This window comes from Halomonas rhizosphaerae (assembly GCF_030012485.1).
Classification (GTDB): Bacteria; Pseudomonadota; Gammaproteobacteria; order Pseudomonadales; family Halomonadaceae; genus Halomonas; species Halomonas rhizosphaerae.
This window is the reverse complement of record NZ_JASCQQ010000039.1, coordinates 273,327-286,730: the sequence shown is the minus strand read 5'-3', so window position 1 is coordinate 286,730 and position 13,404 is coordinate 273,327. Positions and strand designations below refer to the sequence as shown.

14 protein-coding genes are annotated in these 13,404 nt (G+C 65.1%); 4 read left to right on the top strand and 10 right to left on the bottom strand.

All coding sequences use genetic code 11. The features are described from left to right. The 7 genes from QLQ86_RS19910 to QLQ86_RS19880 form a co-directional block, all read right to left on the bottom strand. Window positions 1-369 carry a RidA family protein gene (locus QLQ86_RS19910; RefSeq protein ID WP_282818168.1) on the bottom strand — a complete coding sequence of 123 codons (369 nt, stop codon included), beginning with the start codon at window positions 367-369 and terminating at the stop codon, window positions 1-3. Between the two features lie 27 nt (window positions 370-396). Next, window positions 397-1,800 (bottom strand): FAD/NAD(P)-dependent oxidoreductase, encoded by a 1,404-nt coding sequence (locus tag QLQ86_RS19905; RefSeq protein ID WP_282818167.1) that lies wholly within the window; start codon window positions 1,798-1,800, stop codon window positions 397-399. Further along, window positions 1,797-2,129 carry a (2Fe-2S)-binding protein gene (locus QLQ86_RS19900; protein ID WP_282818166.1) on the bottom strand — a complete coding sequence of 111 codons (333 nt, stop codon included), beginning with the start codon at window positions 2,127-2,129 and terminating at the stop codon, window positions 1,797-1,799. Before QLQ86_RS19900 ends, QLQ86_RS19905 begins: the two co-directional genes overlap by 4 nt. After that, a complete protein-coding gene (locus tag QLQ86_RS19895) occupies window positions 2,107-3,231 on the bottom strand; it encodes an NAD(P)/FAD-dependent oxidoreductase (RefSeq protein WP_282818165.1) in 1,125 nt (374 codons plus the stop codon). Before QLQ86_RS19895 ends, QLQ86_RS19900 begins: the two co-directional genes overlap by 23 nt. Before the next feature lie 65 nt (window positions 3,232-3,296). Then, window positions 3,297-4,295 (bottom strand): TRAP transporter substrate-binding protein DctP, encoded by a 999-nt coding sequence (dctP, locus tag QLQ86_RS19890; RefSeq protein ID WP_282818164.1) that lies wholly within the window; start codon window positions 4,293-4,295, stop codon window positions 3,297-3,299. A 51-nt stretch (window positions 4,296-4,346) separates the two neighbouring features. After that, entirely contained in the window at window positions 4,347-5,645 is a 1,299-nt protein-coding gene (locus QLQ86_RS19885) for a TRAP transporter large permease (protein ID WP_282818163.1), read from the bottom strand. Next, window positions 5,638-6,204 (bottom strand): TRAP transporter small permease, encoded by a 567-nt coding sequence (locus QLQ86_RS19880; RefSeq protein ID WP_282818162.1) that lies wholly within the window; start codon window positions 6,202-6,204, stop codon window positions 5,638-5,640. Before QLQ86_RS19880 ends, QLQ86_RS19885 begins: the two co-directional genes overlap by 8 nt. 142 nt (window positions 6,205-6,346) lie before the next feature. On the opposite strand from QLQ86_RS19880, the gene QLQ86_RS19875 reads away from it, so the two are divergent. After that, window positions 6,347-7,285 carry a LysR substrate-binding domain-containing protein gene (locus QLQ86_RS19875; RefSeq protein WP_282818161.1) on the top strand — a complete coding sequence of 313 codons (939 nt, stop codon included), beginning with the start codon at window positions 6,347-6,349 and terminating at the stop codon, window positions 7,283-7,285. A gap of 48 nt (window positions 7,286-7,333) precedes the next feature. Here QLQ86_RS19875 and QLQ86_RS19870 read toward each other — a convergent pair whose 3' ends face one another. From QLQ86_RS19870 to QLQ86_RS19860, 3 genes are all read right to left on the bottom strand, one after another. Then, window positions 7,334-8,263 carry a lysophospholipid acyltransferase family protein gene (locus QLQ86_RS19870; protein ID WP_282818160.1) on the bottom strand — a complete coding sequence of 310 codons (930 nt, stop codon included), beginning with the start codon at window positions 8,261-8,263 and terminating at the stop codon, window positions 7,334-7,336. Between the two features lie 3 nt (window positions 8,264-8,266). After that, window positions 8,267-8,650 (bottom strand): DUF4870 family protein, encoded by a 384-nt coding sequence (locus QLQ86_RS19865; RefSeq protein ID WP_282818159.1) that lies wholly within the window; start codon window positions 8,648-8,650, stop codon window positions 8,267-8,269. 68 nt (window positions 8,651-8,718) lie between these two features. After that, on the bottom strand, window positions 8,719-9,108 hold the full coding sequence (locus QLQ86_RS19860) for a VOC family protein (protein WP_282818158.1): 390 nt from the start codon (window positions 9,106-9,108) through the stop codon (window positions 8,719-8,721). 72 nt (window positions 9,109-9,180) lie between these two features. On the opposite strand from QLQ86_RS19860, the gene QLQ86_RS19855 reads away from it, so the two are divergent. The 3 genes from QLQ86_RS19855 to QLQ86_RS19845 all read left to right on the top strand — a co-directional run bounded on the left by QLQ86_RS19855 (window position 9,181) and on the right by QLQ86_RS19845 (window position 13,349). Then, the gene (locus tag QLQ86_RS19855; protein ID WP_282818157.1) at window positions 9,181-9,819 is read left to right on the top strand and encodes a class I SAM-dependent methyltransferase; all 639 of its coding nucleotides are present in this window, start codon (window positions 9,181-9,183) and stop codon (window positions 9,817-9,819) included. A gap of 209 nt (window positions 9,820-10,028) precedes the next feature. Then, complete coding sequence (locus tag QLQ86_RS19850; RefSeq protein ID WP_282818156.1) at window positions 10,029-11,423, top strand: MFS transporter; 1,395 nt, start codon at window positions 10,029-10,031, stop codon at window positions 11,421-11,423. A 126-nt stretch (window positions 11,424-11,549) separates the two neighbouring features. Further along, window positions 11,550-13,349: an acyl-CoA dehydrogenase gene (locus tag QLQ86_RS19845; RefSeq protein WP_282818155.1), complete on the top strand. Its 1,800-nt coding sequence runs from the start codon at window positions 11,550-11,552 to the stop codon at window positions 13,347-13,349. Window positions 13,350-13,404: the final 55 nt, after the last annotated feature.

Below are 13,404 nucleotides of genomic sequence, written 5' to 3'. Positions count from 1 at the left end.
TCACGTCACTTGGGGAATGGCGGGAAGAGCTGCCATCACGGAGATTTCCACCAACAGCGCCGGGCTGGCCATCCGTGCCTCCACACAGGCACGCGCAGGCGAACATCCTTCGGGTACCCAGGCATCCCATACACGGTTCATTTCCTCGAAAAGCGACATGTGCTTCAGGTAGAGGGTGGCTGAGAGCAGGTGCTGGCGATTGCTGCCCAGGGATTCAAGCAGTGCATCGACCTTGGCCAGCATGGTTTCGGTCTGGCCTGTGATGTCGGCCTTCCTGTCTTCTGCGACCTGGCCGCAAAGGTAGATGGTGTCATTGTGGATGACGGCTCGGCTCATGCGAGTCCCAACGTCGTGGCGTTCAATATGCATCGCAAGTCTCAGATGATAAATGTTGGGTCAGTTAGCGATATCCGCGAGTTCGCCCAGGGTGAGCGGCTTGATCGGTGGGCGGATGTGGTAGTAACCGACAGCACTGACGGGCTGGTTGTTATGTTCGGCCAGCACTTGAGAAACAGTCAGACCGCAAAGGCGCCCCTGACATGGGCCCATGCCGGCCCTGCAGAAGGCCTTCGCCTGGTTGGGCCCCCGGCACCCAGCATCGGCGATGTGGCGAAGCTCTCCCGCCGTGACCTCCTCACATCGGCACACGATGGTGTCATCCTCGGGGACCAGGAATGGCCGGGCAGGCTGATACAGCACATCCAGGAAGGGTCGAATGGCGTGTTGGGGGCCTAGGCGCCGGCGAATCGTTGCGGATCTTGTTTCGCTTGCGGCCTCTTCAAGCCGATCGAACTGCTTGGCGATCTGCAACACCGACAGTCGCCCGGCTTCCTCGGCTGCCTGGGCGCCGGCAATGCCGCTGGAGTCTCCTGCCACGAAGATGCCTGCTTTGGAGGTTTCGCCCCAGGCATCGACACAGGGTGCCCAGCACTGCTGGTGCTCATGCCAGTAATGTTCGATCTCCAGCGCTCGGGTGAGCTGCACATTGGGCACGACGCCCTGGTGGACCAGAAGGGTGCGACAGTCGAGCGCGTGATCCATCCCTTTCCGGCGATAGCGCACCTTGCCGAGCTGGCCATCGGGGCCTGACTCGGCACGCAACTCCTCCACACCGGTGATGTGCGGAACCCCCGACCGCTTGAGGGCCCGTAGCAGGCCAAGGCCCTTGAATAGCAGCTTGGGATTGCGCAGAGCACCGATGCTGTGACGTGCCGCACGACGATAGTTGGCCCGAGGCGTGGTATCCAGCACGGCTTCGATGGGCACGCCAGCATGAGTCAGCTGGCTGGCGACCAGCAGCAGAAGCGGGCCGCTACCGGCCAGCACCAGCGGTGCCGGCGGCACGAGGGCGCTCGTCTTGAGCAGCACCTGGGCGGCGCCGCAGGTCAAGACGCCGGGCAGTGTCCAGCCCGGAAAGGGCACGGGCCTTTCCTGGGCTCCGGTCGCCACCAGCAGTCTGCGAGCATGGACCTGCCGGCTGCGACCACGATGTGAGACGTTGAGCGTCAGGTCGTCATCGACACCCCACACCGTGGTGCCAGGCAGGTAGTCGATGCGTGCGGCCTGCATGGCATCGAGGAGCAGGCGACCCTGGTAGTAGTCGTCACCCAGCACACCCTCGTCGGCTAACGGCGCTCGTCCGATGGCTCGATAGATCTGCCCACCCGCCTCTTCCTGCTCATCAAGAAGCGCAGTGTTCAGTCCGAGTCTCTCCGCCTCGGCGGCGGCGGCCATGCCGGCGGGACCTGCCCCGATAATGGCGAGGTCATAACGGTGTTTTGTCTTGTCTTGGTCGCTCATGTCGTTGCCTCCCGGGGAGGCTCATGGATATCGCGGGCGCCAACCTGGCGGTGAATCTGCATCCTGTCCTGGACCTTCACCAGGCAGCCCTGCTGGTTGGCCACGCCGTCGATGACCAGGAGGCATTCGAAGCATGCGCCCATCAGGCAGTAGGGTGCCCGCTTGCTTCCGCTGGCCGGCGTAGTGCGGGACGGCATCAGGCCGGCTGCCAGCACGGCTGCGGCTGCAGTATCGTGGCTGTCGACCTCGATGGCATGCCCCTCCACGAAAACCGTTACTGGGTCAAATGACCGGGTGGGCAAGCGTTCAAAGCGTGAAGCGTTCGGCATGAAAAACCTCCATTGAAGGGTCGTGTCGATCGCCGGCAATCCAGTCGGCCAGCGGACCTTCATGGAAGGCCGCCAGGGTCACCCCGCTATGGCAGGTGACCAGGTATGCACCGGGACACTTGGTCGATGCTTGGTAGATCGGGTAGCCATCCGGTGTCATGACACGCAATGCCCCCCAGGCGCGGACCAGCTTCACATCGCGCAGCAAGGGGAAAAGCCTGATAGCCCGTTGGGCGATCTTGGCCATGACCTCGGTGGTAGTCCCACTGTCGAAGCCTACGTCCTCCTTGGAGTCGCCGACTTGGACGGTGCCCTCGCCGGTCTGACGCACATGCCCGGTGGGATATTCCAGGAAGGGGCGAACCCTTTCCCCTACGAGCACCTGCCCCCGGTTAGGGGACAACGGTGCCGTCAGGCCAACCTGTGGGGCCAGTTCACGGTTGCCGAGGCCGGCGGCAAGCACGACCTTTGCGCAGGTCCAGTCGCCATTAGGTGCGTGCAACCGGAATCCCTCCGACAGGGGCTCGATGCTCTTGACCCTGCCGGCATTTTCGATGGTCCCGCCGAGCGCCTTGAAGCGTTCCGTCAAGGCACGCAGCAACAATAGCGGATTCACGTGACCATCTTCGGGACACCAGGTGGCACCGGCCACGGTGTCTCCTACCTCGGGAATCTTCTCCCTCACCTGCTTCAGGTCGAGCGTCTCGTAGGGATAATCTCCCCCTGCCGCCTCGCGCATGCCGGCCAGCATGCGGTCGCGGGCCTCGAGTTCCTGCGCGGTCAGGCAGAGGTACAGGCCGCCACGTTGTTGCAGTTGCACATCGATACCCGTGGCGTCCTGAAGCTGGGCAGCGAAGGTAGGCCACAACCGTGCAGAGAGCCGTGTGGTATCGGCATATTCGGGCAGGGTGTCTCCTTTCCCCTGTACCCATACCAGGCCAAAATTGCCCCTGGAGGCGCGCAACGCCACATCGCCTTCATCGAGCACGGCGACGCGAAGCCCATTGCGTTGAAGCCCCAGTGCCACCGCCAGTCCGACCAGGCCGCCGCCTATCAGGCAGACGTCCGAGGTATGCGCCCCTTGCGTTGCGGGTTGCATCATGGTGAGTCCTTGCGTTGTTCCGGTGGGAGCAATGGCCCGGCCGTTTGGCCGGACAATGGAGCGGATCAGCGAAGGGCGCGGTCCAGCACATCGTTGGCCCAGTCGGCGCCGATATCGTCGAGAATGACGGGCCATACTGTCTCGCGGACGATTTCCGTGTGCTCGGCGATCTGTTCATCGGAGACCGAAATGATGGTGGCCCCCGACTCCTCGAGAAGCTTCTCGTTGCGCGCCTGATCGGCCTCGGCACTCTCCCAGCGGCTTTCCTCGAAGCGTGTTGCGGCTTCCGACAAGGCCGCCTTCTGCGCGTCAGTCAAGCTCTCGTAGCTGGGTTGATTGATCAGCAGGTACCACATTTCGAAATGGGTATTGAGGGGAAGGTAATACTCCGTCACGTCCCGGAAGGAGGCATAATACCCTTCGGCACCCGACCCCATGATGCCATCGACCACGCCGGTCTGGATGGCGGTAAAGGCATCAGAGAACGGCAGAGGGGAGCCGATATATCCGATGTTGTCTGCCATCAGCTGGAAAGATTTCATCGGCGGAACGCGAAGCCGGGCACCCTTGTCCGCAGTCGGATCGGCGGCATTTTCCACCTCGGCGTTCAGCGCCACGCCGCCGAAATAGACTGGCCAGGCCCCCAGGACATGAATGTCCTGTTCCGCGTAGAGCTCCTCGACTGCCTCACGCAGGGGAGCCCCGTCCGTGAATGCGCGTTCGGCATCTTCCCAGCTCTGGACGAGGTAGGGGAGGTAGGCCAGCTGGAAACGCCGGTCGACTTCTGATGAGGGCGGCTGAACCGCCATGTCCACCGAGCCGATGCTGAGCCCCTCCTGAACCGTGGTGTAGTCACCCAGGGCACTGGCCGGGTAGAGCCGTACGTTTACCTCGCCGTCAGTAGCACTTGAAACCTCCTCGGCGAACGCGCGGGCGTCCTGGTCGATCGCGGTCCCCTCGGGACGCACATGCGACAACTGAAAGGTGGTGGCCTCGGCCACGGTGGCGATGGAGGCTGACACGGCAACTGCGGCCGTCAGGATCTTCATTGCAGGCATTTTCATTGTTGTCTCCACTCTTGCGTTGCGGGTTTTGTGATCGCAGGATGCGATCGATCAGTAGCCGAACAGTCCGGGAAGGAATTCGGACAGGTCGGGCCAGGCTGAAACCAGAATCACGACCGGAATGTAGCCGAACAGGATCAGGGTCATGGCCGGCTTGACCACCTCGGTGAACTTGACCTTGCCGATCCGGGCGCCGAGGTAGAGGATGCTTGCGTAGGGCGGTGTCACGCCGCCCATGGCGGTATTGACGCCCATGATGGCGGCGAACTGTACCGGGCTGACTCCGAGCGCCTCCATCAAGGGAAGCAGCAAGGGACCGGTCAGGATGATGGCGGTGATATCGTTAACCACCATGCCGATACCGAACAGCATGAGGTTGATCATCAGCAGCAGGAGAAACTTGTTGTCGGTAATCTGAAAGATCATCTCGACCAGGGCCTGAGGAATGCCTTCGCGCACGAACAGCTGGCTCAGGATCAGGCTGAACAGGATCATGATCAGGATCGCGCCGATGGAGGTCGCGGACTCCTTGCCCGATTCGAGAAGGGTGTTCCAGGTCAGGCCTCGGTAGATCATGAAGCCAACGGGTAGCGCGTAGATGACGGCAACTGCCGCTGCTTCGGTAGGCGTCATGATGCCACCGTAGATCCCCCCCAGAATGATTACCGGCATAAGCAGGGCAGGGAGTGCACGGAAGGTGCGTCGTCCGGCATCGCGGACTCGCTCATCGAACGCCATGGGCTCGTCCAGTATCAGGTCAAACTTGCGCGACATGACCATGTTGACGATGCAGAAATTGAGCATGATCAGCAGCCCCGGGCCTAGGGTGGCCAGGAAACTCGCCAGGATAGAGGTGTCCGTCACCCAGCCATAGACGATCATCGTGACGCTGGGGGGAATCAGCAGGCCGAGGATCGAGGAGTTTGCGATCAAGGCAGTGGAATAGGCGCGGGGATATCCCTTGCGTTCCATCTCGGGAATGAGGATGGGGCCGATGGCGGCAATACCGGTCAGGCCACTGCCGGAAATGGCGCCTATGATGGCGCAGCTGATCGATGCCATCACGCCGAGACCGCCGCGAACCCGTCCCACGAAGACATTGACGAACTTGAGGAGGCTCGAGGCGATGCCGCTGACACTCATCAGCGTCCCGGCAAAGACGAAGAGAGGGATCGCCAGCAGGATCGGGTTGGTAAGCTGACTGAACCCCCACATCATCATGCCTCGCATGGAGGACTCGCCCATCATGGTCATGACCATGAGTGCTGCACCAAAACAGTAGGGGAGGGGAACGCCAAGCGTCAGCATCAGGATCAGTACGGCGAACGCCAGCAGCGCTATCTCAATCATTTTTCCTGTCCTTCTTGTTGTCAGTGAGCACCTTGAACTCCTGAACCTCGGCGGTTTCGGGGTAATCGGGATCGGCGCCGGGATGGTCTGGAGCCTGACGCATGCCGAACAGGTAGGCGAGATTGCGCAGCAAGTGCCACAGGGTAAAGATGATCATCAGGGACAGACCGACCATCAGGGCGGACTCATAGATGATGGTCGGAATGTAGAGGGTGGGGGTGCTCTTGCCGACTCTTGAGGCATAGCTGAAATAGTCCCATGCCCAGGTGGCTAGCCAGATCGAAACCACCACGCTGATGGTGTCGGCCAATGCCTGCAGAAAGGCTCTTGCCCTTTCTGTCTTTAGGAAGATGTCAAGGACATTGGCTCTGATCTGAGTGTCCTCGCGGGAGGCGTTGACACTCCCCAACATGTAGAGCCAGAGGGTGGGGATCAGCGTGGCTTCCTCGAGCCCCATGACGGGCATCTCGAGGAGATAGCGGGTGATGACCTGGATGAACTGACTACCCGCCACCAGGATGATCAGCAAGGTCAAGGTATAGCGAAAGAATCGTTCCATAAGGCCTTCTCGCGTGTTGTGTTTGTCTGCCAGGGCCGTGAAGTAGCTTCATCGACATCTTGGGAGTCGCCATGTATAACATCAAATCGTTTGTTTGCATCTGTTGATAACATAGTGTTTTCAAGTTCTCTGGAGAGCTCGCATGGCCAAGCTGACTTACCGGCAGATCGAAGCCTTCCGGGCCGTCATGATCAGTGGGACCACCAGTGGCGCGGCTGAGATGCTCTATGTCTCCCAGCCGGCCGTCAGCCGCTTGCTGGCTGACTTCGAGGAGACGGTTGGCGTAAAAATGTTCGAGCGCCGACGGCGCCGGCTGATTCCCACACCGGAGGCTCGTTTCTTCTATGAAGAAGTGGAGCGAGCCTTCGTCTCGCTAGAGAAGCTCTCTCGTGCTGCGGAGGAGCTCAGGGAGTTTCACCTGGGGTCGTTGCGCATCGCCTCCATGCCTGCCGTGTCGGTAGAGTTTCTCCCGGCCTTGACCGATCAGTTCTGTCAAGCGCATCCCGGTGTGTCAGTCACCCTTCAGGTGCGCAGCACGCAGCAGGTAGCCGACCTGGTGGCCAGTCAGCACTTCGATCTGGGGGTGATCTCGGGCATAGAACTCAGCGATCCAGGTATCGAGGCAAGGACCCTCGCCGACAGTCGTCTGGTCTGCGTCCTGCCGCCTGATCATCGGCTGGCCGACTGCGACGTCATTCGACCGCGAGACCTGGAGGGGGAGATCTTCGTGTCACTGGGCTCGGAGCAGAGCATTCGCCACAAGATCGACAGCGTCTTCGAGCGCGAGGGCGTTAGCCGGCAGTTGATGATCGAGACACAACTGCACTATGCCGCTTGCGCCTTCGTGCTCGCCGGCAGCGGTGTCTCACTGGTCGATCCCATCACGGCTTGGCACTACCGTCGACTCGGCCTGATCGTGAAGCGCTTCGAGCCGAGGGTGCCCTACCGATACAGCATGATCTTCCCCAAGCAGAGGGGGCAGTCCGGCCTCACTAAGTCCTTCCTGGAACTGCTGGACACCTCCCTGAGGGAACTCGAGCAAGAATCCGCTGGCCTGTTCGAGAGGAAGCTGCTGCCTTGAGAGCCAGGAGCAAATGGGGGCCGGCGATGGGTAGTACTTACTGAGGATTCAGTAGAGCCGGAAACGCTTGAAGTCCGGGCGGCCCTCGGCCTCCTCGGGCGTCTTGCGGTAGCGCTTGTATTCCCACTGGTACTGGGCCGGGTCCAGGGCGATGGCGGCCTCCACGCTGGCATTGACGCCGGTCGCCGAGGTGACCTCGTCAGGGTCGTAGACTCGCTCGTCGGCGGCCAGGAAATGCAGGGCGAAGCCCTTGCCGGGCAGGCGCAGCGCCACCCCGGTGACGACTCTTGCCTCGGTGCGCGCCACCAGCTTGGGCAGCAGGGTGGCGGTGTAGGCGGGGCGGCCGAAGAAGGGGGCGAAGACTCCGCTGCCCCAGCTGGGGACCTGGTCGGGCAGGATGCCCACGGCCTCGGTGCGCTTGAGGGCCTTGAGCAGGGCGGCGACGCCCCGGGGGTTGGTGGGCACCAGGCGCGCCCCCCGGCGTTCGCGGCCCTGGCGGATTACCGGGTCGAGCGGGGCGAGCTTGGGCGGCTCGTACATGGCGGTGAAGGGGAAGTGGCCGGAGAGCCAGAAGTTGAGTACTTCCCAGTTGCCGAAGTGGGGGGCCAGCACGATGACGCCGCGCCCCTCGGCCCGGGCCTCGTCGAGCAGCTCGCGGCCGTGGACCTCGAGGATCGAGGCCTCGACCCGCTCGGGGTCACCCATCCAGGCGAGGCCCAGTTCGAGCATGGTGGCAGTGGAGTGGGTCAGGCTCTGCCTGGCCAGATGCTGGCGCTCGGCCGGACTGCGGGAAGGATAGACCTCGGCCAGGTTGGCCCGGGTGACCCGGCGCTCCCGGCGGCTCAGCCGTTCCACCATCGGACCGATCAGGCGAGCCAGCCTCCACAGGGTGGCGAGGCGGCGGCCGGCGAGGCTGCGCCACAGGGTGGCGATGGCGCGGGCCTGAAAGGCGCTCGAGCGGGCTTCGGGTCTAGCCATGGATCAGACCCACCAGGTGTCCACGTTGTCCGGTGCGCGGTGCTCGTTCAGCGCCTTGAGCCCCTTCACGCAGCGGATCACCAGCCACACTACCGCGGCCAGCCAGGTGAGAAAGCCGATCAGGACCAGTGTCAGCAGGCCGGAAATGCCGAAGTAGAGCAGGGCGATCCAGAAGGTCCGGATCTGGTAGCGATAGTGCTCATCGAGCCACGCCGGCCCGTTGCCGCGGTAGACATAGGCGATCACCACGCCGACCAGCGAGGTGAGGCCGCCGGTGACCATGCCGGCCAGGTGCAGCACGTACACCACGATGGGAAGGGTCGTGTCGGGCGCGGTGCCCCGTTCGGCGATGGCTCGGTCGTCATCCTGTGGCAGCTGGTCGTTCATTGCGCGTCCCTGAAGATCGAGTGGTTGGGGCCAATCATACCGGTCGAAGACGACAATGCCACCGGGCCTCAGTCGGCCCGTTTCACGGGACGGCTGAGCTCCAGCAGGTTGCCGTCCGGGTCGCGCAGGTAGAGGGAGGTGATCTCGCCGGTGGCGCCCTGTCGGGTCACCGGACCGAGTTCCACCTCGACCCCCAGCGCCTCCAGGTGGCGCTGGACCTCGTCGAGCGGCAGCAGGCTGCGCAGGCAGAGGTCGAGGCTGCCGGGTGTCGGCGTGGCGGCCCGGGGGGTGACGTCGGTGGCGGTCCAGTGCAGGCGCAGGGCGATGTCGCCCAGCATCAGGTCGACGCGCTCGCGGTCGCGATAGCGCACTTCCAGTCCCAACACCCGTGAGTAGAAGTCCACGGCACGGGAAATGTCGGTCACGGTGATGACCAGGTGGTCCAGACCTGACAGCATTCGGGTCTCCTTGCGGGGTTCTGGAGAGAGCAGGGGAATCCAGGGGGAACTTGTTCCGGCACAGAGGATACGATGATGCTGACCTGTCCGCTATGTGCGTCCACCGACAACGGGCATTTTCACCGGGATGGCCGGCGTGACTACCACCGCTGCCGGCGCTGCGCGCTGGTGTTCGTGCCTCCCGACCAGCGGCTCGGGCCGGTAGAGGAGAAGGCGGTCTACGACCAGCACCAGAACGCCCTGGACGACCCCGGCTATCGCCGCTTCCTGTCGCGGCTCTTCGACCCCTTGCGCGAGCGGCTCCCGCCCGGCGCGCGAGGGCTCGACTTCGGCGCCGGCCCCGGACCGACCCTGTCGGTGATGTTCGAGGAGGCGGGCCACCCCATGGCGATCTACGACCCCTTCTATGCGCCTGACGCGTCTGTGCTCGAACAGTCCTACGACTTCATCACCGCCAGCGAGGTCGCGGAGCACCTGTTCGCCCCTGGCCGGGAGCTGGCGAAGCTGGCCGACATGCTCCCCTCCGGTGGCTGGCTCGGGCTGATGACCAAGCGCGTCACCGATCAGGCGGCCTTCACGCGCTGGCACTACATCCTCGATCCCACCCACGTGGTCTTCTTCAGCGAGGCGAGCTTCGTGTGGCTGGCCGGCCACCTGGGCATGCGGGTCGAGTTTCCCGCGACGGACGTGGCGCTGCTGCAGAAGCGCTGAGAGGGCATTTCCAGGAAGAGCGCCCGGGATCCTGGGGGCTGGTGACCGATCGTGTCGGCACGTGAGTCCCGGGGCAACAAAACGTTTGACTCGCTGCCGGCCGGGAGTATGATTCGCGCGCCCGGAATCGCTCCCCGACGCGCCGCACAGGCGCTCTCCGGCACTTTCTGCCACCCTTCTCGTTTTCACCTGCTGCTGTGAGGCCCTTCATGTCGCGGCAACTGCTGGCCATGGCCCTGGCCCCCCTGCTGGGGCTCTTCATCCTCGGGATCGGCAACGGCTTTCTGGCCACGGTGATCACCCTGCGCCTGGATGCCGCCGGCGAGTCGCCGGTGGTGATCGGCTGGGTCTCCTCGGCCTACTTCATCGGCCTGGCGCTGGGCGCCATGCTCAACGACCGCCTGCTGCTGCGCATCGGCCATATCCGCGCCTACGGCAGCTTCGCTTCGCTGGTGGCGGTGACCGTGCTGCTGCAGGGGCTGGTGGCCGAGCCCTGGGCCTGGTTCGCCCTGCGCCTGATCGGCGGCTGGGCCACGGTGGGCGTCTACCTGGTGATCGAGAGCTGGCTGCTGGCTTCCGGCGATGCCAGGGTGCGTGGCCGCCTGCTGGCGCTCTACATGATCTCGCTCTACGCCGCCGGCGTGCTTGGCCAGCTGCTGCTGGGCGTCACCGAGGCCATGGGCGGGGCGGCGTCATTCATGGTGATCGGCATGCTGGCCTCGCTCTCGGTGCTGCCCATGGCGATGATCCCGCGGGTCTCGCCGCTGATCGAGAAGGCCGAGCCGCTCTCGCCGCTGCGACTGATCACCCTGACCCCCACCGGGGTGATGGGCAGCTTCGGCTCGGGGCTGGCCGTGGCGGCGGTCTACTCCCTGCTGCCGCTCTACCTGCAGCGCACCGGCCTCCCGGTCGACCGGATCGGCCAGATGATGGCGGTGGTGGTGCTCGGTGCCATGCTGCTGCAGTACCCGGTGGGGCGCTGGTCGGACCGTCATGATCGGCAGCTGGTGCTGATCCTGATCGGGGCCTTCTGTACCCTGATCTCCGCGGCGGTGCTCTGGCTGCCGATGACGTCATGGATCCTGGCCGGGCTGCTGTTCCTGCTGGGCGGTGGCGTCTTCTCGCTCTACCCGGTGGCGGTGGGCCACGCCGCCGACCGCGCCCCGGCCGGTGCCCTGGTACGCATGAGCCAGGGCCTGCTGCTGATCAACGCCATCGGCTCGGCGCTCAGCCCGCCGCTGGTCTCGCCGGTGATGAGCCTGATGGGCGATGCCGGCCTGTTCTGGGCCTTCGGTTTCCTGGGCCTCTTCCTGGTGGCCTTCTTCGGCTGGCGACGCAGCGTGCGTCCCGCGCCGGTGCCGGTGGCTCCCTTCTCGCCCAGCACGCCCATGTCGGCGGCGGGGGCCGAGCTCGCCGTGACTCAGGAGCTGGTGCAGGGGGCCCTGGAGCACGAGCACGTCGAGGACCTCTCCGGGGCCGTGCCCGAGGTGGCGGTGGCCGAGCCCCTCGTCGGCCCGCCAGCGCCCGACGAGGCGCACATCGCCTACTACGACGACGAGCAGACGCCCGAGGAGGCCGCCTTGGGCAACATCTCGCGTCTCTGACGCCCGTCGTCGAGGCCATGCGCGCCTGCGGCCCTGCCGCGGGCCCTCGGGGTCGACTTAGGGCTAATGGTTAACGAAAAGTAGTGAATCTACTATCGTTGCCATCATTTTTCCCCGAGGTGACCCATGACTCCCTATGCCGCTCCCGTCCGCGACGTCCGCTTCGTGCTGGAGGAGATGCTCGAGCACGGCTCGCTCGCCCTTCCTGGCTTCGAGGAGGCCAGTCCCGACCTGGTGGAGGCCGTGCTGGAGGAGGCCGCCAGGCTGGCCGGCGAGGTGTGGGCGCCGCTCAACGCCAGCGGCGACCGCCAGGGCTGCCGGCTGCATGATGGCCAGGTCAGGGTGCCGGACGGCTTTATCGAGGCCTATCGCGCCTACGCCGAGGGCGGCTGGAACGGCATCGGCGTCTCCGAATCGCTGGGCGGCCAGGGGCTGCCCGAGGTGGTGGCCAGTGCCGTGCAGGAAATGCTCCACGGCGCCAACATGGCGCTGGGCCTGTGTCCGATGCTCACCGCCGGTGCCATCGAGGCGCTGGCCCACCATGGCAGCGAGGCGCAGCAGGCCATCTACCTGCCGAAGCTGGTGGAGGGCACCTGGACCGGCACCATGAACCTCACCGAGCCCCAGGCGGGCTCGGATCTTTCCAAGGTGCGCACCCGCGCCGTGCCCTGCCCCGATGAAGAGGGCGACCATTACCGCCTGTTCGGCCAGAAGATCTACATCACCTGGGGCGAGCACGACGCCGCCGAGAACATCATCCACCTGGTGCTAGCGCGCAAGCCGGACGCCCCGGAGGGCAACAAGGGCATCTCGCTGTTCCTGGTGCCCAAGTTCCTGGTCAACGCCGACGGCTCGCTGGGCGAGCGCAACGACGTCACCTGCGCCTCCATCGAGCACAAGCTGGGCATCCACGGCTCGCCCACCTGCACCCTGAGCTTCGGCGAAGGGGCGGGCGCCATCGGCTATCGGGTGGGCGAGGAGGGGCGCGGCCTCAACCACATGTTCACCATGATGAACGAGGCCCGCCACAAGGTGGGAATCCAGGGCATCGGCGTGGCCGAGCGGGCCTGCCAGCACGCCTTCGCCTACGCCCTGGACCGCGTCCAGGGCCGCAGCCCGCGCTCCGGCCGCAGCGACTGCACCATCAGCGACCACCTGGACGTGCGTCGCATGCTGCTCTCCATGCGCGCCCGCACCGACGCCCTGCGCGCGCTGGCCCTCTTCTGTGCCGCCCAGCTCGACCAGGCCCGCCACGCCGCCGACGAGGGTGAGCGCGCCGCCGCCCAGGCGCGGGTCGACGTGCTGATCCCGGTGGTCAAGAGCTTCTCCACCGACCAGGCCGTGGAGATCGCCTCGCTGGGCATCCAGGTGCACGGCGGCATGGGCTTCATCGAGGAGACCGGCGCCGCCCAGCTGCTGCGCGATGCGCGTATCGCCCCCATCTACGAGGGCACCAACGGCATCCAGGCCCTGGACCTGGCCGGGCGCAAACTGCAGCGCGACGGCGGAGCGGCCCTCGAGGGCCTGATCGGTGAGGTGGAGGCCACTGCCCAGGCGCTCGAGGCTCAGGGCGAGCTGGCCGACCTGGGCAAGAGCCTGGCCGGTGGGGCGGCCGACCTGCGCGCCGCCATGGTCGCGGTGCTGAAGGCGGGCGCCGACTCCGAGCAGGGTGCCGATGCGGTCCAGGCCTACGCCACCCCCTTCCTCAGCCTGGCCGGCCACGTGCTGTGCGCCTGGCAGATGGGCGAGGCGGCCCTCAAGGCCAGCGCGGCCATGGCCGCCGGCAGCGACGACCCCTTCTATCGGGCCAAGCAGCAGAGCGCCGACTACGCTATCCGTCAGTGGCTGCCGGTGGGCCGTGCCCAGCGCGCGGTGATCGAGGCCGGCATGGCGAGCCTCGCCGCCTTCGACGCCTCGGCCCACTGATCGATTCGCCGCCGGCCCCGTGCCGGCGGCGCCTTTTGCGAACAACAGTCCCAGT

Coding starts and splice junctions, on each gene's coding strand:
- QLQ86_RS19910 (WP_282818168.1), bottom strand. CDS start 369: ATGCATATTGAACGCCACGACGTTGGGACTCGCATGAGCCGAGCCGTC.
- QLQ86_RS19905 (WP_282818167.1), bottom strand. CDS start 1,800: ATGAGCGACCAAGACAAGACAAAACACCGTTATGACCTCGCCATTATC.
- QLQ86_RS19900 (WP_282818166.1), bottom strand. CDS start 2,129: ATGCCGAACGCTTCACGCTTTGAACGCTTGCCCACCCGGTCATTTGAC.
- QLQ86_RS19895 (WP_282818165.1), bottom strand. CDS start 3,231: ATGATGCAACCCGCAACGCAAGGGGCGCATACCTCGGACGTCTGCCTG.
- dctP (WP_282818164.1), bottom strand. CDS start 4,295: ATGAAAATGCCTGCAATGAAGATCCTGACGGCCGCAGTTGCCGTGTCA.
- QLQ86_RS19885 (WP_282818163.1), bottom strand. CDS start 5,645: ATGATTGAGATAGCGCTGCTGGCGTTCGCCGTACTGATCCTGATGCTG.
- QLQ86_RS19880 (WP_282818162.1), bottom strand. CDS start 6,204: ATGGAACGATTCTTTCGCTATACCTTGACCTTGCTGATCATCCTGGTG.
- QLQ86_RS19875 (WP_282818161.1), top strand. CDS start 6,347: ATGGCCAAGCTGACTTACCGGCAGATCGAAGCCTTCCGGGCCGTCATG.
- QLQ86_RS19870 (WP_282818160.1), bottom strand. CDS start 8,263: ATGGCTAGACCCGAAGCCCGCTCGAGCGCCTTTCAGGCCCGCGCCATC.
- QLQ86_RS19865 (WP_282818159.1), bottom strand. CDS start 8,650: ATGAACGACCAGCTGCCACAGGATGACGACCGAGCCATCGCCGAACGG.
- QLQ86_RS19860 (WP_282818158.1), bottom strand. CDS start 9,108: ATGCTGTCAGGTCTGGACCACCTGGTCATCACCGTGACCGACATTTCC.
- QLQ86_RS19855 (WP_282818157.1), top strand. CDS start 9,181: ATGATGCTGACCTGTCCGCTATGTGCGTCCACCGACAACGGGCATTTT.
- QLQ86_RS19850 (WP_282818156.1), top strand. CDS start 10,029: ATGTCGCGGCAACTGCTGGCCATGGCCCTGGCCCCCCTGCTGGGGCTC.
- QLQ86_RS19845 (WP_282818155.1), top strand. CDS start 11,550: ATGACTCCCTATGCCGCTCCCGTCCGCGACGTCCGCTTCGTGCTGGAG.